The sequence below is a fragment of the Acidovorax sp. KPB24-03 genome, assembly GCF_057546605.1.
This window is the reverse complement of sequence record NZ_BAAJYR010000002.1, coordinates 66,128-84,171: the sequence shown is the minus strand read 5'-3', so window position 1 is coordinate 84,171 and position 18,044 is coordinate 66,128. Positions and strand designations below refer to the sequence as shown.

Genomic DNA, 18,044 nt, shown 5'->3' with positions numbered 1-18,044 from the left:
CATCCGCCGCCGGATCTCTTGGACGAAAGGTTGCGCTGACGTCTGATCGTGAAAGCCGGCTTGCCTGCCCAGGCCGGTCAGTGAGTGGTTCTGTGGTGCCGATGGCGTGGGGACGATGTGTCTTCCTGGCCCTTCGCGAGCAGGATATCCAGAATGCGCCGGAAGGCGTTTCCATCACCCAAGGGATTGCTCCATGCCACTGCACGCGCCAGCAACTTTTCCAAAGCCGTCCGCAGGTCACCGTCGCTCAGGCTGGCCGGCAGCTCGGCACCGCCACGCTCTAGCGTCTCCGGGCGCTCGGTGCTGGTGCGCAGCAAAAGACACTTGCGCTGCAAGATGCAGGCTTCCTCCTGCACGCCGCCGCTGTCTGTCATGACCAGCGCAGCGCCCTGCAACAACGCCAGCATGTCCAGGTAGCCGACCGGCTCGATGGCCAGCAGCCCAGGTCGGCCAGCCAGCGTAGAACGCCCCATGGCGGCCAGGCGCGGGTGCATCGGAAACACCAGAGGCATGCCTGCAGACCACGACATCGCACACACGGCGTCCATCAGCCTCTCGAAATGCGTTTGCTCTTCGGTATTGGAACGGCGGTGACACGTCAGCAGCCAATAGCCGTTGCTGGGCAAGCCCAACCTGCGCAGGACGTCCGAGCGTTGCCGTGCAGCCGGAGCATAGGCCAGCGTCGCATCGACCACCGTGTTGCCTGTCACGTGGATGCGCCTTTCGGACACCCCTTCGTCACGCAGAATCTGCGCCTGCAGCGGGGTGGGGCAGAACAGGTGGTCCGCCATCTGATCGATCAGGATGCGGTTGATTTCCTCTGGCATGCGCCGGTCACCGCTCCGCAGCCCAGCTTCCACGTGCGCCACCGGAATACCAAGCTTGCTGGCAGCCAATGCACCGGCCAAGGCACTGTTGGTGTCGCCCTGCACGACCACAATGTCCGGCTGCATCTCCGCCAGGGCAGGCGCCAGGCCACACAGCATGCGCCCTATCTGTTCGCCTTGCGGTGCAGACCCCACCCCGAGATGAATGCCGGCCGGCGGCAGATCCAGTTGCTCGAAGATGACGCGGTCCATGGATTCCGCGTAGTGCTGGTTGGTGTGAATGACGCTATGGCCAATGCCCTCCCGCTGACTGGCGGCAATCAGGGAAGACATCTTGATGATTTCTGGGCGTGTGCCTAGCACATAGGCAATCTGAGAACGCATGGACTCCGGCCTTGTCAGTAAGCATCGCGATCGAACAGCACGATCGCGCAGGTCTGCGCAATGATGCTCAGATCCAGCCAGAGCGACCAATGCTGGATGTAGTACAGGTCGTACTCCACACGCTTGCGCATCTTTTCCAGCGAGTGGGTCTCTCCGCGCAACCCGTTGACCTGCGCCCATCCCGTCATGCCCGGCTTGACCCGGTGCCGCTGCAGATAGTTCGGGATCAGATCCTGATATTCCGCATTGTGTCGCAGTGCATGCGGCCGCGGCCCGACGATCGACATCCGTCCCTGCAGCACGTTCACGAACTGCGGCAGCTCATCGAGGCTGGTACGGCGCAGGAACGCACCAAAGCGGGTCACCCGCGAGTCCGTGCGCGAGGTCTGAAGCGGCGCTTCTGCCGGATCGTGGGCATGCATGCTCCGAAACTTCCACACCTCGAAAGCCTTCCCGTCCCACCCATGCCGCATCTGCCGGAAAATCACAGGCCCCGGGCTCGAGAGCTTGACGCCCACGGCCAGCGCCAGCAGCAACGGGCTCGCCAGAACGAGCACCGCGCTGGCGATCAGTTTGTCAACCACCAACTTGACGAGTTGCGAGGTGAGGGACAAGGGGCGCACCGACAACTCCAGCATGGGAGTTCCGACCACTTCAGCCATCCCATGGTGAATCAGACGGAACGCAAAAATGTCCGGAATCCATCGAATCTCGACACAGCTGGCGTCCAGATTGCGCACGCTCTCGCGAATCAGCCGCTCGTCGCGCATCGGCCAAGCCAGCCAGACTTCGATGACGCTGTGCTGACTCAACCAGTCTGGCAAAGCGGCGAAGTCCCCCGCATTGATCGCGGGCGGCACGGGAATCACCTCGATGCCTGACCAGGGGCCACGCTGGATGCGCTCCGACACCTGCGCCACCCTGTCCGGCGGCCCCAGGAGCGCAACCCGCCGATTGCCGATGCCACGGGAGTGCAGCCAGCGCAGCAGTCGATCCAGCAGCACCCGTGCGCCGACCAAACCGAGGATTCCGATCCCCGCCCAGTACAAGAACCACAGACGGGAAAAGCTCGGGCCCGTTTTACTTAAAAAACTCAGCGACGCCAGGGCGACCAGCACCAGGCACCATCCCCACAGCAGCCGCCCCAGCACCATGGAGGGAAGCGCCAAGCGCCAGCTTTGATACAGCGCCAGTTGCACGAACACGAACAAATTGAGAAGTGCTCCGGCCAGCAGGGCATAGAAATAGTGGGGCGCATCAGGCAACTCGACATGCCCTGTCCGCAACGCGTACGCGAGCAACCCGCTGGCAACCACCACCACCATGTCCGCCAGTTTCAACACTGCCGCGGCCATTGCCATCCCGTCGCCGGCCGCGCGCGGGGACACGGCCACGTGGGCCAACAATCGCTCCATCACGCTCATGCGGGATAGTCCTTCGGAGCGCGCGGGCGGGTCGCCGCGAAAATGAACCGCAACTGGTTCTCCTCCATACCGTCTTCTGTATTGTGGTTGCCTTGGTCGCATGCACCCCCGCCTCCAGGGCGATGCATACAGAATCTTAAGACTTCAGCTTTGCCGCAAACAGCAGGCCCATGCTCGCGCACAGCGTCAACTCGCCGCGTCAACGCGTCACTGGGCTTGCTGCCGGCCAATTCGCAGTTCATGGGCGATCAGGTCGTGGCGGAGACAAGGGAGCCGGCCGTTCGCCGTACGGCACCTGTCCCCGTGAGAACGTCACGATAGGCTTGAGCGGTGAGTTCGGCACACCGTTGCCAGCTGAATTGCGCGGCGCGTTGACGCCCTGCGGCGCTTGCGGCAGTGCGCCAGGCTTCGTCTTCCAAGCCGCGCGCCAGCTGGGCAGCCAGCGCTTTCACGTCCATCGGTTCAAACAAGGCTGCAGCCTCGCCGGAGACTTCTGGTAGCGCCGCCGCATCCGAGCACAGAACCGGTGTGCCCGTGGCCATGGCCTCCAAGACCGGCAGGCCGAACCCCTCGTACAGCGAAGGGAAAACGAAGAGCCGTGCGCCAGCGAAGAGTGCGGGCAGGCGAATGTCTTCGATATAGCCGAGGTAACGCAGCCAGCCGGCCTGTTCGGCCAGGCGCATGCGCTCGTGTTCAGCCGAGCTGTTCCAGCCAGGATGACCGACGACCACCAACGGCCATCTTGCACGCAATGCCGCAGGCAATTGGGCATAAGCGTCCATGAGGTTCAGCAGGTTCTTTCGTGGCTCGATCGTGCCCACGAAAAGACTGTAGCCATCCTGCCTCAATCCTGCCGCTTGCAAAGGCGCAACCAGTTCCGCGTCATTGTGAGGACGGAAAGCACCGCTGCATGCAAGCGGTATGGCCCGTATGTGCTGCAGCGGCCAATCAAACTGCGCCGCAATTTCGCGTCGGGAGAACTCCGACACCGTGAGGATGAGCTGCGTCCGGCGCAACGATAAAGCCACTTCCTTGCGCATGTAACGCACCCGATCTGCACGGTGGCACTGCGCCCAGCGGTAAATCGACATGTCGTGAAAAGTCACGACACAGGGCCCGTCGTGATGCGGCAAAGAATAGTTGCAACCGTGAAAGATCGCGGCGCCTGAACCGCGTAGCGCCTGCGCTTTGGCGACTTGATTCAAACGCTGATACGTGTCGAGAGTCCAGTGAAACCGTGAAAGACGATCTCCAATCCAAGGGATGACGGTCCTTGCGACCCCGGGCTCTGGCAGCTGTTCACTGAGCCGATGCCCGTGCAAGAACCGCAAGGATTCGATCTGCGGCAGTTCGGCAAGATGCCGTGCCAGTTCGTGCGTGTAGCGGCCAATCCCGGTCAACGGGTGTCGGATCGATTCCGTGGCCAGAATGACGTTCACTGCCGACTCACCTCTCGAGTTGACGGGATCTCCCTGGTGGACACAGGGGCTGCGGATGTGCCATTGACGAGCCTGCCGGGGCGCTCGACAGCGACTGCACTGGCATCCCTGCATTCCAAAGGAGTGCGGGAAAATGCCAGAGTGCAGCTGGTGGCGTCTGAACATGGCGGCTTGTCATGTTCAGAGTGGCGTTGATTGTATGTGGGCTGCCGAAGAGCGATCCAGTGGCCGAGCCCCTTGTGCAGGCCATGGCTGGGACATTCAGAACGCTCTTCTATGCAGGCTCCTTGATACCCACACCAATTCATATATGGGAGCATCAACCAGGAAAAGGCATGGGCTTGGAGCCGGAGCACCCACCTGGATGCCGAGGCTGATTCACGACCTGATTCGCGTTATTCTGGCCAATTAAAGTCGTAAACAGAGGTCCAGCATCCATGCGGCTGCGCGCGTTGATTGGCTATCTGCTTGTTTGCCTAAAGTCGTAAACACAGCTGAGTGTGGTGCGCGCATCCGAGACGTCACAGCCCTTAAAAGGCGTCCGGGAAATTGGGGGAAGCCCAACGTGTGCAGAGGGGGCATCGCGCAACGTACTGGACACATCCCCACGGGACTAGAGCAATCGTGCGCCAGAGATGCTGGCCACCATGGCAATTTGCTGCTCCAACAGGCCCACTTGCGCGCGACACCCGACTGCCATCTTCTTGCCATTGCGCCACGCCAATATTCCGAGAACAACCATAGGTGCGCCCACGATGGCCAGAATCAGCAGAACACCGATCAAGCCCATGAAAAGCCCGACATACTGAAGAACACGCCCCGTGGCAGCAGCTTTCTTCAAGCGAGCCACAGTGACGTCGGCGCCACGGCGCTTCATGTCGATGGCGTAAGTGTTGCCATCCGCGTCTCCAACCGCGATTGCCATGCTGGCAGCGTCCCCCGTGCGCACATTCTCCCCGTGTATCAAATGGAACGTTGCACCCTCTTTGCTGAGGGACTGTTTGAGTTTGCTCACCAGATCGGACATCACGGTCACGTTGTGCACACGGCCTGAATTGCGGAACTCCAGATACGCGTACTTTGTCGAGTTCAGATCGGACTCCGATGGTCCCATCTCGGTCAGTTGATCCTGCAGCACCTGTGGCTGCCATGGCTTCGGCGTCATTACCCCTCCCTGCGGCTATTTAAGCCAGTGAATGAATGCGTGCTGCATGGCTTGCGTGCCGACGAAGCCTGGACCGCCGCGTCAAGACAACTCCCGCCTTGATCATTGGACCGTCCCAATCCCAACACCACAAAAGTAGCGCTTCCAGCGATTGACTTCCTCGCGAAACTTCAGACTGTGCTTGCGCCATGCAACACAAAACTACCTCTACAAACAGCAATTATTTAGCTGTCTATAGACACGTGTCTAAAGTATACATAAATGCCAAATTTGTTCATGCGGCCGAGCACGAACCAAGCACTCATGAACGCGCTCGCATTGGAGTTGAAAGCCCGGCGCAAGGAGTTGGGACTCACGCAGGAAGATTTAGCAGGGCGATGCGATCTTGATCGCCCGTACATCAGCTTGATAGAAGTAGCGCGAAAACAGCCCACGTTGAGCGTGCTCTATCGACTCGCGGAAGCCCTTGAATTGCCACTAGGCGGGTTCATGGAGCGGGTGCAGAAGCGTTACCTCAAGGCTCCTTCATGAGAGACGTCAGTGTTGTCATCCAAGGACAAGAACAAGCTGTACGCCCTGCACGCGCCGGATGTAATCGTCAACGCTATTTGAGAATAGATGCAAATTTCGGGAGCTAAATGAGAATTTGAAGCACTCACGCTCAACGGTCAGTCGCAAAGGACTCAACTCAGGGACGACGGTGCCAAGTCCAACCATGGTGCGCTCTTGACGCTTATCCGCTTGCCGTATGAGGCAGAATTCGGCCAGGAACGGACGTTCCTCGCTGTGGCACGATTCAGCCCGAGCAGTCCCCTCTAGCAACCCATGCGACCCCTGTGGTCGTCAGAAACATGCCCGCAGAGCCATCGCCATCAACGCCTGATTCCGGTGGGTATCTCGACTGGATGTGCATCAGTTTGCGTCGCGTTTCCGACGACGACCGCGAGTGTGTCTACCAGTTCAGTAGCAATCTCTACCGTGCCGTCGGGCCGAACCGCAACGAACAGGCCGAAGCCGTCTCCGGGCGGCTGAAGCTTGTCAAGAAGACTGGGAAGTTCGATTTACTTGAGCCGATGCCCGGTGATGGCCAGCGTCGGGTCGCTGACCGTGCAGCTCAGAAGGTCTTCGCGCATTGGAAGGCCGGCGAGCTACCAGAAACCTCGATGTACGTCGCTGGGTAGTTCCTCATACGGCCAATACCAGTCGGTGGCCGTCGGAGAAAGCGGACGCTGAACGTTCGACTTAGGCAGGCGCTTCAGCGGCACTGAAAAGTGCCAATTGGAGAAGCAGGAAACCGAGCTACCTGGCTCTTTCATCTTTAACGGTGGCTGCGTTAAATTGCGCTTCGGGATCACTGTTGGCCAGCGAGACAAGGTGCCCAATTTCCGATGCCTGGTTTGCGAGAAAGACAATTGCGCCAAGTACCTTATCGCTAGGCGCGCGCACTTCTTGAAGCAAGCATTGACCGAACTCGCGAAGCATTGGCGATGCCGAATTTTCGTACAGTTTCAAACTCCCGGTCTTTCTGATTGAGACCGTATTCTCGAGGGTTCATCATTCGAATTCGTGAATAGAGTAGGGTGAATGGCAGTAACAGCGCGAAGAGAATGGTTCCAAGGATCACGCGGACTGTTGTGATCATTGATGCTTAACGTAGAGTTCAGCGGGCTGCGCGGCTGTTTGCGCAGCTCCGCTCGAACGCTGTGCTAGCCGCGTGTGCCATGAAGCACCTGACTTATCCATTTATTCAGATCATCTCGGTCGAGCTTACCCAACTGATAGCAATCCCTTTGGATTCTTTGAATGGCACCGCGTGTTAGATAGGTGCTGGTGACGATGAAAGCCTTGGATGCACCAAACTCATTTCGAGTATCCGCTAACTCCCGAACCACCGACAGTCCAACCTTGTTTCCGGGATTCTTCTTCTTCGCCTGCCAGAGTGTCTTAAATGGGCCGAGCGGCCCGTGATCCTTTACCGCGACTACGTCAACGCCACCGTCTTTGGTTCCTTGCATGAGTTCAACCGTGTAGCCATCTGCCTCTAATAGCTCGGCAATGAGTTTCTCGAATTGTCTCCAGTGCAATTCATCTAGGCTGCCAGGGCGCAAGAGCAAAGACTGAAGAACTGAGTGGCTTGGCGATAACCGAGCTACTTCCACCCGAGATTCTGGAAGCGCAATTACGTCAGATTGAAAAAAGTACTCCGCATCAACTTCGGTACCCCATCCGCCAACTTTGATTGCTTGATACGGCGTAAACAGAGCCAGTGACCGAGAACGCTTATTTGCAGCAAGCAGACGGCCAACATATTCCTCTAAGGGGGGATATGCGTCATGTGCTTCGTCAACAATGACAAGAAAGCTTGCATCCTTGCCCACCTCCAAAATGTCACGACCGAGATCGGAAGTATGCAAATTGTGGGAAGACACAGAAAGTCCAGTTGCCTTTCTGGTCTGAAGATCATCAGCAGAGGTTCCCCAGTTTAAATCGTCGTTTCCAGTCCGACGGCGCCAATATTCTGCGAGAGCGCCGTGATGGCTAATAACGAGTGCGTAATCATTTCCCTGTCGTCGTAGCACCTCACGGGCTGCGTACCGAGCAACTGTCGTTTTCCCCATTCCGTTGCTGGCAACCAAGCGTGTGCGCCGTTTGCCATCCGAGATGAACTGCTCGACAAATGATAATTGCCAATCGGCAAGCTGGATACCGGAATGATCTGAATGCGTCATGGAAGTAAGACCGGGAGACGATTGCCTGTAGCGGCTAACGTAATTTAGACTGCAAAACCTGCAGATTAAGCTGGGCGATGCGGGTTATTCTGGACACGATTTTCTCCTGAAAGTGACTTGCAGTCTGTGTTTTTGATGGTCTTACTGTGCAGCAACTGTAATCGTCAACGTTGTTTGAGAATAATATTAAACGAGAATTCAAGTTCTCTAGGTCCTAACAGAAGTCGCAAATGACTCAAGTCCGGAGCGATGTTGAGAGTACGGCTGTCCGTTCTTCCGTTTGGCGTAGGGAACAGAATTCGGCCAGAAGCGGACGCTGTGATGAGAATTGGACCTCGCTACCTGCACAAGCAACATCCCTTCCCCTCTGGTGATGCAGAGAGGGAGGCCCTCGTTACAGCGTTGAAGAGCGCACCGGGGCTCGTCTCAGTTTTCACCATCGAGCCTCATCGAAAGGGAGGTCACCGTGCCGAGCTTGAGGTGGACGGAGCCTCGCTTGCCGCGTTCATAGGTCATATGGACGCGCATGGGTGGCTCGACGCTCTGTAAGCGATGCGATGCCCTAGGCGCTGCGATGACCGCGTTCGGCCAGAAGCAGACATTCGCGGGAGCCGAATTTTTTGCAGGTGTTAATTAATACTTGAGGTCCAATACGGCAACTGGGGTTTTAAGTCAATGTTTAATTTTTTAGTATCTGGAAACCGCGACGCTTGGAATAGTTTTGGGTACGTCTATCCCCGCAGTAGGTTCCTTGAATATACTGATGCGGATGTTGCTGATAGCTTCAGAGAATTGGAGTCGCGGCAAATAGACGCTTTGCTCGAATTACCATGCATGTTTGCATACGAGGGAACGGATGAGCCTGTTCGTATCGGGCGCTTAAAAACTATCAAACATCGCAACCGAAATCAAGACCTTTATATTGAATTTGAATTTGATCCCAACATTGAACCCATTCCTTATGAATCAATACTGCCTCTTCAGGGGGCACTTGACATTCGTGATTGGGAAATGAATCGGACACACTGGGCAATTAAGGACGAAGATCTCTTTGACGTATTGTCAAGGGCTGGCGTGCCTGGGATTAATTTCGGCTCGAAAAAAATTTATCGTTCTGATTTGCCTGAGCCGGTTCCGCCTCAAAACCACGCAGACAACGTCGGAAGCTTTGTTGAGACGGTATTGCGTTTAAGTGTCGGCACTAGCGAGGTCTTTTATCGGGGACATTCAAAGCGCAAAGGCTATCTCTTAGAGCCTTCGTTGCTAAGGAAGGACGAAAAAGGCAACGTTATCTACCTAAATAACGAAGACGTCATGTACCGCGAGCTTCTCGTGTCCAATTCTGGAGATTTTCGCGAAGATGTTTACACACTAGATCGCCTTGTGAGGGCGCAGCATTATTCTCTGCCGACTAGGCTGCTGGATATTACATCAAACCCACTGATTAGCTTGTATTTTGCATGCATCTCCAATGCTCAACAGGACGGCGAGGTCATTATGTTTTTCATCCCGCCTGATAAAGTCAAATACTTTGACTCCGATACGGCTAGTTGTATTGCAAATCTCGCCAGACTTTCCCAAGAAGACAAGAGCAATATTGATTACTCAAGAATGGAAGATATAGAAGGCTTTAACAAACAGCAAGCAGTTAAAAGACTGCTCCATTTTATAAAAGAAGAAAAGCCATATTTCGAAGGTAGAATTTTACCTGCCGACATGCGTTCAGTCATTTGTGTAAAGGGCAAGCACACAAATAATCGCATATCCTTTCAATCAGGTGCCTTTCTATTGTTTGGGCATGACGCAGCACTCCCAGAAGAAGGAAGTGAGGACATGAAAATTCTTAGGATAGGAATCAGCAATAAAGTCGAGATACTAGCCCAGCTTGATCGGCTAAATATCAATGAACGAACAGTTTATCCAAACATTGATAATTCTGCAAAATACATCGCGAAGCGTTTCGCACTAAAGCCTAATCAAACACTATCTTAGTGGCTGCGCGACGTTTTTCAGTTATGGCTTAATATACCAACTGTCCGCTTTGGGCCCAAAGCAGACGCTCGCGCGTCACTTACGACCGACTGCTTCGCGATCGCAAACATTCGTATGCCGACTTGGGCTAGCTGCTATTAGCCAGCAGCGGTCCTGGAGAACGTCACACAGCCTATCCCTCGGCGACCCTTGTGAGTATAAGGCGGCCATAACTAAGTCTGATGTTCACCTACGAAAGCGAACGTCGCAACGCATCAGGAATCAACCTTCCTGCCGATTTGCGCACATCAGTCTCGATACTTCACAAGACAGAACGAATGAATTCCGAAAAATTCTTCAAGAGCGCGATTAAGCGCCCAACGCGAGCGGATTGGATTTCGCTGGTCTGCGGCTCCAATTGCATCTAAGAAATTCTGAAGCTGAGAATTTTTGCCGCGAAAAACCTCTTTAATAATAAATCGATTTATCTCAATGATTTGGTCCGGGCTCTCCCAGCCTTGCACCTCCATATTCCCAATAGCGCCTGAATATTTCTCTGTAATCAGAGATAGAAATGATCTGGAACCATCCGGTATATTTTTTGGACTCGAATGAAACGAAACTTCATTGGAGAAGTTGAATGCGTAGCTATGCTTGTACGTTTTAACTGGCGCATGAGGGAAGATCGAAACGAGGTTTTGCAGTACAGGAATGCTTGAACAGGAGAATTTTAATTTCCCCACTTGAATGGTAGACTGCTGCAAGACCATCGGCGAAAGATGGGAGTAGACATAGTGCCATGGAATGGCTAAAGAGTTTAGCAGGCTATCGTCTGTAAACGTGGGCGCGACATATATTGTGCGACCCGGGTATATCAATGAGAGTCGAAAAAGGCAATTATGCTGCAACTCTTCAGGAGTACTTATATTTTCTGGCGGCGCTCTTAGGCCAAAATGCATTACCCCCAATGTATCATCAAAGCCGAAGCTCTTGCGCCCCTTAATAAACTTGCTATTTTCTTGATAAGCATATTTTGCCACCTTGAATTGCATATAAACTTGATAGAGTGCTTCAACATCTGCGTCGTAACCAAGCTTTCTTTCCAAATGTTTGGATGCAGACCTAATGCTGAAATTTTTGTAGCTGGTCGAGCGCTCCAAGATGCGTGTAACAAAAATAAGTAAATCATCCTCATTGAATTTCGGGTTGGCAGGCATCAATCCTTTAATTTGGCTCATCACATCCCCTAATTTTTATCTGTCGCTATTTAAGCTTTCGCTTCTAGCCCCGATTCTGCCTCCGAAAGAGATGTCTGCTTGTGGCCGGAACCGGCCGTTGGACCCGGCGTTCGCATTCGTACTGGTCGATTTGGAGAAAGCCATATCGCGGTTGATACCCAAGCCGGCGGCCTCAGCACGGGACCTTCGCCGCATATCTCATACATGCGGAACCGGCGCGCCAGTCAGCTAGCATTCGATGTACGGAGGAGCACCGGTACCCGCCAAAGGTCGCTGAGCCTGGTGGCCACGGGCCACTTTCGGGACGAGATGCACTGCAAGGAAGAGATCCTTCAGACAGGGAGAAACCAACAATGCACCTGGCCAAACTGGTCATCAAGAACTTCCGCAAGCTCGCGCATGCGGAGCTGTCATTTCAGGCCGGCCTGAATGTCCTAGTCGGCGGCAACAACGTCGGCAAGACGGCGGTGGTCGACGCCTTGCGCGCGCTGCTGGCTGGGCACGACGAGCCTTACCCGCGCCTCGGCGAAGAGGACCTGCATCGACCCAAAGGCGGTGTCCCATCTGGCGACATCGTCTTCGAGTACGTGTTCAGCGGGCTGGACGAAGACGATGAAGCGGACTTCCTGGCCGCCCTCGTGCCTGACGCGGCAGGAAAACTCGAAGCGCACATCAAGATCCGCTACTCGGACCCCGACAAGGGCGGCCGCCTGCGCGCCAAGCGGTGGTGCGGTGAGCATGAGGACGTCGGCCTGACGACGGACATGATGGAGAACCTCAGAGGCGTCTACCTGCCGCCGCTGCGCGACGCGTCGCAAGGCCTCAAGCCCGGCCGCACCAGCCAGCTTGCACGGCTGCTGCAACTCTTGGCCGAGGAAGACGGTGTCAAAGGCATCGACAAAGCGCTGCAGGATCTCGACAAAGAGCTGAAGAAGCACCTGCCCATCGTCAATACACAGAAGGCCATCGACACCCGGCATCAGTCCATGCTGGGTACGCAGCTCGCGCAGTTGCTGGAAGTCGGCCTGAGCGCCAGCGACTTCAAGAGCTTGAAGTCCCGGCTGTCGTTGGTCGTGGACGCCTTCGAGATCGAGCAGAACGGGCTGGGATTCAACAACCTGATCTACATGGCGGTCGTGCTCAGCGAGCTGACCAAGAACCCAGACTCCTGCTACCGCGGACTGATCGTCGAGGAGCCGGAGGCACATCTGCACCCGCAGCTTCAAGCCGTGCTGCTGCAGTACCTGCAGTCCATCCAGGCCATCGACGGCGAGAAGCCGGTCCAGCTGTTTGTCACCAGCCACTCGCCCAACTTCGCAAGCATTGCCGACCTGGATAGCCTGGTGTGCCTCGTCGACACGGGCGCTGCGGTCGAGACCTTCCTTCCCCGCAGCATTACCTTCGACAAAGGGAAACGCGAGAAGCTAGAGCGCTACCTCGATGTCACACGCGCTGAGCTCTTCTTTGCTCGTCGGGTCATCTTTGTCGAAGGCGCGGCCGAGCTCATGATGGTAGACGCGCTCGCCGAGCGCATGGGCTTAAACCTGCGCCAGCATGGCGTGAGCCTGATCAGTGTCGAGGGGCTGAACTTCGATTCGTTCTTGCCTCTCTTCGGCGACAAGGCGCTGAAGATCCCGGTGGCGGTCCTCACAGATGCCGACCCAGTGGCGCCCAAGCCTGTCCCAGCGGGCGCAGTTGCTACGCCTTCAGCACCAGCGGTGGCCGCACCAGCGGTGGCCGCACCAGTTGCGGCACCGACAGTAGCGGCACCGGCAGTAGCACCGGCACCTGCGACCGAGGACGAAGACAACGAAGACGACGATGCCGAGCCGCTATATCCCGCGCCGGGAGACACCCTCACCGTCTCGGCGAACGCCGCGAAGATGAAGGCTCGCGAGGATAGCCACGTCAAAGTGTTCTATGGCCTCAAGACTTTCGAGTACGACCTGGCCCTGGATCCTGACAACCGCGCCGCCATGCTGAAAGCGCTGAAGGAACTGCGGCCTCGGATCGCCAAGTCACTCGGAACCACCGTCGCCGCGGAGGTCGGTGACGCTGCCAAGGCCAAGGCGCTGTTCTGCGGCATGTTCGAACGCAAGACAAAGAACGTCCAGAAAGGCAGCTTTGCTCAGTCGCTGGCGCAGGTCATTTCAGACGAGATGGTCTCCTTCAATGTGCCGGCCTACATACAGGACGCCATCAAGCACGTCTGCAAAGCAGCAGCGACGTCGGCCTTATGAGCGGCCTCACCCCTGAGCAGCAAGGCGTCGTCGACGCGCCGATGGTGCCGCTTTGCGTCATCGCTTGCGCTGGTAGTGGCAAGACCAAGACCGCCGTGCACCGCGTTGTGCAGATGCGGCGAAATCTCGGCGAGGCGCGCGGCCGCGTGGCGCTGCTATCCTTTTCCAACGTAGCGGTCGACACCTTCCGCAGGGCCTATGACGATCTGGCCGGCAGCCTGCCGTCCAACGCCGGCCGATCGCGGGTGGACATCGACACGCTCGACGGATTCATCACCACGCACATGATCCGGCCCCATTGCCATCGGACCATGCAGTCGCCGCGGGCGGCCTTCCTTGTGACGGGCGATGAAACGTTCCTGGAAGGCTTCAAGTTCTCGACGTCATCGTTTCCTCAGTCGATCAAGGAGTTGAAGCTGGCGTTTGTCAACGGCAAGGAGGTCTTCTTCTACGTGTTCAACGAACAGCCTGACCTGGTCGACACCTCCATCGCGCGCAACCTCATCGCGAAGCTGGGCCGCACGGGCGCCTATACCCACGACCTCGGGCGCTACTGGGCCTACCGGGCGCTGAAGGAGCAACCGAAACTTCTCGCCGCACTTGCACGTCGCTATCCGCACATCGTGATCGACGAGGCCCAAGACATCGGGTCGGTCCATCAGGCCATTCTGGAACTGCTGATAGGTGCCGGCTCTCGCGTGACGTTGATCGGCGACCCCAATCAGGGCATCTATGAGTTCGCGGGCGCCGACGGAAAGTTCCTCATCGAATACCACCAGCGCGCCGGTGTTCAGCAGCACTCGCTGAAGAAGAACTTCCGTTCGGCCCCCTGTATCGTGGACTTGGCCAATGGCCTGTGCGGCCGCGTCGACGTCGCCGAACGGCCCCCGCCTGGCACGCCACACGGTGCCTTCTTCACCGGCTATAAGGGAGACCAGCACCCCCAGCTCATCTCTTCATTCCAGGGTGCCATGTCAGCCACCGGCGCGGACATCAAGCGTTCCGCCATCTTGTGCCGAGCCAAGAAGTTGGCTGGGACACTTCGTGGCGACGAGGCACCGGTTGGCCAAGGCCTGGTCAAGCTGTTCGCCGCCGCCGCGGTGCTGCGTGATCGCCGCAAAGACTTCCTCAGGGCGTTCCAACGCGTAGCCGTCGCGGTGGTCGCACTGCTGGACAACGCACCTCACGGCCTGGTGAGCCAGATCACGCAACCGTCCAACAAGCCCGATGACCGGAAACTGCGCAAGGCGATCTGGGCCTTCACCCGCTACCCTGTAACCGGCCTGCCGTCGTCGTCCCTGGTGGGCGACAAGGAGTGGCATGCCCAGCTGCTGGCGCGCATCAAAGTGCTGCTGACCGACCTCGAAAACGACTTCGGCTTCACGCAAGTCGCCAACCTCGGCAACAAGATTTCTAAGAAGGCGTTGCCGAGCACGCCGCTGATCAGCGCCAAGGACTTGGCTGATGACAATGCAACGGCACTGCGGATCGACACTGTGCACAAGGCCAAGGGAGAAAGCCTGGACGCCGTCCTGTATGTGACTACCAAGGAGCACGTGAAGGAAATGCTGGGCGGCGTCACGACAGAGTTGGGCCGCATTGGTTACGTCGCGGCGACGCGAGCCCGGGACCTGCTCTGGGTAGCTGTACCTCACAACGCCCTGAAAGAGCTTCGGCCGGCGTTGATCGCCAAAGGATTCGTGGAAGTAGGTGCGGCGGCAGCGCCTGCAGCCAAAGCCACGGCGCACGTCATGATCGCGCCCGTTCTGGCAAGCCATCCGGTCGTCCCGACTGTCCTGCCGGTCGCAAGTCCGGACTCCATCCAAATGCCATGATGGACATGGACGACAAGCTGATCGGATTTCTCTACGCGGTCGTCGGCGCTGCCATCGCTTTGTTAGGCAAATGGGCGATCGACGCCATCACCCGGCACAGCGAGAAGAGCAACCACGCGGCCTACTTGTGCGTGCGGGTCGTCTGCGAACTGGACCGTTTCGCGACGGGTTGCGCCGCCGTAGCTCAGGATTTCGGCCCCGAGCCTAATGACGAAACTTCCGAGATGGCGGCGGTGCGCGACCCGAGCTTTGCTCCTCATGATCTTCCGGTCGACTGGAAGTCGATCGACATCCGGTTGGTCTACGACGTCCTGAATCTTCCCGGCGAGCAGGCGCTTGCCGAAAGCCGCATCACCGAGCACTGGAACCATGCCTGGACCGACGCCGAAAGCACCTTGGAGATGCGACGGGAGCTGTATCTCAAGCTCGGCCTCAAGGCGGCCAGGCTGTCCAGGTCCCTGCGGCGGATTGGCAAACTGCCGCCCGCCGATGATTCGTTGGACCGGCTGGAGGAGCTAGATGGAGAGGCTAAGGAGCGTGCCGCGGCCGTGGCCAAGCGGCTGACGGAGCTGCCGGAGACGCCCTGGCCGGCGTCGGCTGTCCCGAAAGCTTGAGTTCAACTAGCTAACCGTTCTGCGTGGTATGAATAACTGACAGCAACGGGTCATCTGAAACGGTCGCAGAACGCTGCAGCGGTCCCTCGGACGTCGTCAGCGCGGCCAGCAGTATCGTACGGCCGCCTTTCCGTCAAACCAGCCGGTTAGAATCTACGCCGGCCGGAACCTTGAAGACCGGGACTGGCGCAGGACCGGTCGCACGACGCCACTCGCCTAATGGCCGAGATCGCTGTAGAACAGACCTCCGGCGTGGCGGCTTCAGGCTGTGAGCGGTCTGTCGCCGGACGGCAGGCTTGATGGGACAGCGCTACAAACCTGAGATACCCATCAGCGGTCGTTCGTGTTGGCCAGCAATCGACCGAGGCTGTGTGAAAACCCTCACCCGGCGTGACATCTGCGCCAGTAGTCTTCACAGGCATATTGAGCACCGAGGTCAATATGTCCATATACATCGAAGGCCAGGATCGGCAACAGGTCATGCTGTTGCCAGAGTGCCTGGATGACTTCATCGCCGAGGACAACCCGATCCGTGTGGTTGATGTCTTCGTCGGCGAGTTGAACTTGGCGTCACTGGGTTTCGAAGGCTCAACGCCTGCCTTTACGGGGCGCCCGTCCTACCACCCCGCAGTGCTGCTGAAGATCTATATCTACGGTTACCTCATCATCAGCGCGTCCACCACGAGCTGCGAGGTCAGCAGCCCAGAGAGGTGTCTTGTGGCGCATCAAGGATGCGGACAATGTCAACTCAGTGGTTGAAATAGCCGCATTTTTAGCCGCAAATAGTTCTCTGAATTCACGGATAGATTCAGCAAAATCATAGACTTACATGAGTCCCTTATCCGCAAATGGTCATGCAATCTGTCGCGCTGTTGACGCCTCTCACCCTACGGCACTTTGCATCAGTTTTCGCCTCAGCGCACGCTGGACTTCTGGGTCAGAAAGCCCGGTAGTGCCCTCACAAGCTACCAAATTGCCGATGGCGAGCGGGGGCCAGTCCTCGATGTCATCGTCCAGCGCGATCCAGTGGCGCGGTTTTCTCCGCTGCACATCTGCCAGTATCTGCATGCCTCGCGGGGTGCTGCGGAACGACGCCAGGCTCCATGGATCGGCCCCATGGACGCGCTTGTGGTACGTGCCGCCAATGAATCGCGCTCGCAGTTGCTCGGGCAGCCGCTGGAGCGTCTTGGCATAACCTGGGCGGGTGCACCAGGTGCTGCTCAACACCAGGGCTACAGATGGATGCAGGGCCAGTTCCTCTTCCAAAATAGGAAGCCATTCAAACAGCGTATTGCGTGTTCCGGACGCACCTGAACACTGAGTCCATTTCGACCTGACCACTATGCCAGCACCGATGACAGATCGCCAATCACACTATCCAGGCGCGCCTCTAGGGCAGGATTCGGCCAAGAGCGGTTGCCCAGGCGTCTTTTGAAAATACCCGAAAGCGGACCCCCAAAACATGCGTCTTCAATTCGCGATTGCTATTCTCTTGGCGACAAGTTGCTCATTTTCTTGGGCAGGTTCGTGCGACAAACTGCTCGCAAATGACCAACTGATAGATTGCCTCGGACGCGAGTTCACTGCTATCGATGCTCGCCTAAACAGAATCTACGGCCAGCTTCGCAATCGACTCAGCGACGAAAAAAAAGGAGACCCTTCGGAAGGGCGAGATTGCTTGGCTCTCCTATCGAGATGCTCATTGCGAACTTCTCGCCTCGGGTGCCGCCGGTGGTCAAGGCTACCAACCCATGTACATCAGCTGCCAGGCCTCTGAGACTGCCCGCCGCGTGCGCGAATTGCAGGAGCTGACAAAGTCAGTTCCCCAAGACTAAGCGGAATGCTTTACCCCCTACAGCCAATCATCCGGCAGAATTCGGCCAAAAGCAGTCGGTAGCGGCTAGCGGAAACGAAGCTCAACGCTCGAACTAAGGCGCCCGTGGAGGCGACACCGCTTAGCCGCGAAAGTCTATTTACTCCAATGCCTGGAGCGGCCAAGCGGTGTTCACCGCAGTGGGTCGCCGCTTGGGTAGGTTCTCATTGCTCTTGCAAAGATTTTCGCTACTTGCAAATGGCAATGCGAACACGCGTCACGGTGCAGCGCGATTTCCATCATAATGAAGGCAGGCGGCCGCCTCGGTTCTCGCGCTCCGAAAAAAGCCTGGTTCTACTTTTTCC

Annotated in this window: 14 protein-coding genes and 2 pseudogenes; 8 read left to right on the top strand and 8 right to left on the bottom strand. The window is 57.1% G+C overall.

The genetic code is table 11. From position 1 onward, the window contains the following. Positions 1-77: 77 nt before the first annotated feature. The 4 genes from wecB to AC27KI_RS01000 all read right to left on the bottom strand — a co-directional run bounded on the left by wecB (position 78) and on the right by AC27KI_RS01000 (position 5,239). On the bottom strand, positions 78-1,211 hold the full coding sequence (wecB, locus tag AC27KI_RS01015; RefSeq protein ID WP_487087537.1) for a non-hydrolyzing UDP-N-acetylglucosamine 2-epimerase: 1,134 nt from the start codon (positions 1,209-1,211) through the stop codon (positions 78-80). 14 nt (positions 1,212-1,225) lie between these two features. Beyond that, positions 1,226-2,635: an undecaprenyl-phosphate glucose phosphotransferase gene (locus AC27KI_RS01010; RefSeq protein ID WP_487087535.1), complete on the bottom strand. Its 1,410-nt coding sequence runs from the start codon at positions 2,633-2,635 to the stop codon at positions 1,226-1,228. A 248-nt stretch (positions 2,636-2,883) separates the two neighbouring features. Next, positions 2,884-4,074 carry a glycosyltransferase family 4 protein gene (locus AC27KI_RS01005; RefSeq protein WP_487087533.1) on the bottom strand — a complete coding sequence of 397 codons (1,191 nt, stop codon included), beginning with the start codon at positions 4,072-4,074 and terminating at the stop codon, positions 2,884-2,886. 613 nt (positions 4,075-4,687) lie between these two features. Then, the gene (locus AC27KI_RS01000; RefSeq protein ID WP_487087531.1) at positions 4,688-5,239 is read right to left on the bottom strand and encodes a hypothetical protein; all 552 of its coding nucleotides are present in this window, start codon (positions 5,237-5,239) and stop codon (positions 4,688-4,690) included. A gap of 303 nt (positions 5,240-5,542) precedes the next feature. Here AC27KI_RS01000 and AC27KI_RS00995 point away from each other — a divergent pair, with 303 nt between their 5' ends. Together AC27KI_RS00995 and AC27KI_RS00990 are read left to right on the top strand one after the other, a co-directional pair. Continuing rightward, positions 5,543-5,770, top strand: a complete 228-nt coding sequence (locus AC27KI_RS00995; RefSeq protein ID WP_487087529.1) for a helix-turn-helix domain-containing protein — start codon at positions 5,543-5,545, stop codon at positions 5,768-5,770. 320 nt (positions 5,771-6,090) lie between these two features. Beyond that, positions 6,091-6,420: a hypothetical protein gene (locus tag AC27KI_RS00990; RefSeq protein WP_317357230.1), complete on the top strand. Its 330-nt coding sequence runs from the start codon at positions 6,091-6,093 to the stop codon at positions 6,418-6,420. A 118-nt stretch (positions 6,421-6,538) separates the two neighbouring features. On the opposite strand, the gene AC27KI_RS00985 is transcribed toward AC27KI_RS00990, so the two are convergent. Both AC27KI_RS00985 and AC27KI_RS00980 read right to left on the bottom strand, forming a co-directional pair. Then, on the bottom strand, positions 6,539-6,751 hold the full coding sequence (locus tag AC27KI_RS00985; protein WP_487087527.1) for a hypothetical protein: 213 nt from the start codon (positions 6,749-6,751) through the stop codon (positions 6,539-6,541). A 194-nt stretch (positions 6,752-6,945) separates the two neighbouring features. Beyond that, a complete protein-coding gene (locus AC27KI_RS00980; RefSeq protein ID WP_487087525.1) occupies positions 6,946-7,968 on the bottom strand; it encodes a restriction endonuclease in 1,023 nt (340 codons plus the stop codon). A gap of 834 nt (positions 7,969-8,802) precedes the next feature. Here AC27KI_RS00980 and AC27KI_RS00975 point away from each other — a divergent pair. Further along, positions 8,803-9,960, top strand: coding sequence for an FRG domain-containing protein (locus AC27KI_RS00975; protein WP_487087523.1), 1,158 nt, complete (start codon positions 8,803-8,805; stop codon positions 9,958-9,960). 287 nt (positions 9,961-10,247) lie between these two features. On the opposite strand, the gene AC27KI_RS00970 is transcribed toward AC27KI_RS00975, so the two are convergent. Beyond that, a complete protein-coding gene (locus AC27KI_RS00970) occupies positions 10,248-11,177 on the bottom strand; it encodes a hypothetical protein (RefSeq protein ID WP_487112202.1) in 930 nt (309 codons plus the stop codon). Positions 11,178-11,530: 353 nt separating this feature from the next. On the opposite strand from AC27KI_RS00970, the gene AC27KI_RS00965 reads away from it, so the two are divergent. The 4 genes and pseudogenes from AC27KI_RS00965 to AC27KI_RS00950 form a co-directional block, all read left to right on the top strand. After that, positions 11,531-13,417, top strand: coding sequence for an ATP-dependent nuclease (locus AC27KI_RS00965; protein WP_487087519.1), 1,887 nt, complete (start codon positions 11,531-11,533; stop codon positions 13,415-13,417). Beyond that, on the top strand, positions 13,414-15,252 hold the full coding sequence (locus AC27KI_RS00960; RefSeq protein ID WP_487112200.1) for a UvrD-helicase domain-containing protein: 1,839 nt from the start codon (positions 13,414-13,416) through the stop codon (positions 15,250-15,252). Before AC27KI_RS00965 ends, AC27KI_RS00960 begins: the two co-directional genes overlap by 4 nt. After that, entirely contained in the window at positions 15,249-15,866 is a 618-nt protein-coding gene (locus AC27KI_RS00955; protein WP_487112198.1) for a hypothetical protein, read from the top strand. Before AC27KI_RS00960 ends, AC27KI_RS00955 begins: the two co-directional genes overlap by 4 nt. 441 nt (positions 15,867-16,307) lie before the next feature. After that, positions 16,308-16,529: pseudogene (locus AC27KI_RS00950) on the top strand (transposase); the annotation flags it as partial. A gap of 219 nt (positions 16,530-16,748) precedes the next feature. On the opposite strand, the gene AC27KI_RS00945 reads toward AC27KI_RS00950, so the two are convergent. Continuing rightward, positions 16,749-17,207 (bottom strand): HAD domain-containing protein, encoded by a 459-nt coding sequence (locus AC27KI_RS00945; protein ID WP_487087513.1) that lies wholly within the window; start codon positions 17,205-17,207, stop codon positions 16,749-16,751. A 121-nt stretch (positions 17,208-17,328) separates the two neighbouring features. On the opposite strand from AC27KI_RS00945, the pseudogene AC27KI_RS00940 reads away from it, so the two are divergent. Then, positions 17,329-17,701: pseudogene (locus AC27KI_RS00940) on the top strand (lysozyme inhibitor LprI family protein). Positions 17,702-18,044 lie beyond the last annotated feature (343 nt).

What these genes read in the sequence shown, in the direction of transcription:
- wecB (WP_487087537.1), bottom strand. Translation starts at nt 1,211, where the DNA reads ATGCGTTCTCAGATTGCCTATGTGCTAGGCACACGCCCAGAAATCATC.
- AC27KI_RS01010 (WP_487087535.1), bottom strand. Translation starts at nt 2,635, where the DNA reads ATGAGCGTGATGGAGCGATTGTTGGCCCACGTGGCCGTGTCCCCGCGC.
- AC27KI_RS01000 (WP_487087531.1), bottom strand. Translation starts at nt 5,239, where the DNA reads ATGACGCCGAAGCCATGGCAGCCACAGGTGCTGCAGGATCAACTGACC.
- AC27KI_RS00995 (WP_487087529.1), top strand. Translation starts at nt 5,543, where the DNA reads ATGAACGCGCTCGCATTGGAGTTGAAAGCCCGGCGCAAGGAGTTGGGA.
- AC27KI_RS00990 (WP_317357230.1), top strand. Translation starts at nt 6,091, where the DNA reads ATGCCCGCAGAGCCATCGCCATCAACGCCTGATTCCGGTGGGTATCTC.
- AC27KI_RS00980 (WP_487087525.1), bottom strand. Translation starts at nt 7,968, where the DNA reads ATGACGCATTCAGATCATTCCGGTATCCAGCTTGCCGATTGGCAATTA.
- AC27KI_RS00975 (WP_487087523.1), top strand. Translation starts at nt 8,803, where the DNA reads ATGTTTGCATACGAGGGAACGGATGAGCCTGTTCGTATCGGGCGCTTA.
- AC27KI_RS00970 (WP_487112202.1), bottom strand. Translation starts at nt 11,177, where the DNA reads ATGAGCCAAATTAAAGGATTGATGCCTGCCAACCCGAAATTCAATGAG.
- AC27KI_RS00965 (WP_487087519.1), top strand. Translation starts at nt 11,531, where the DNA reads ATGCACCTGGCCAAACTGGTCATCAAGAACTTCCGCAAGCTCGCGCAT.
- AC27KI_RS00960 (WP_487112200.1), top strand. Translation starts at nt 13,414, where the DNA reads ATGAGCGGCCTCACCCCTGAGCAGCAAGGCGTCGTCGACGCGCCGATG.
- AC27KI_RS00955 (WP_487112198.1), top strand. Translation starts at nt 15,249, where the DNA reads ATGATGGACATGGACGACAAGCTGATCGGATTTCTCTACGCGGTCGTC.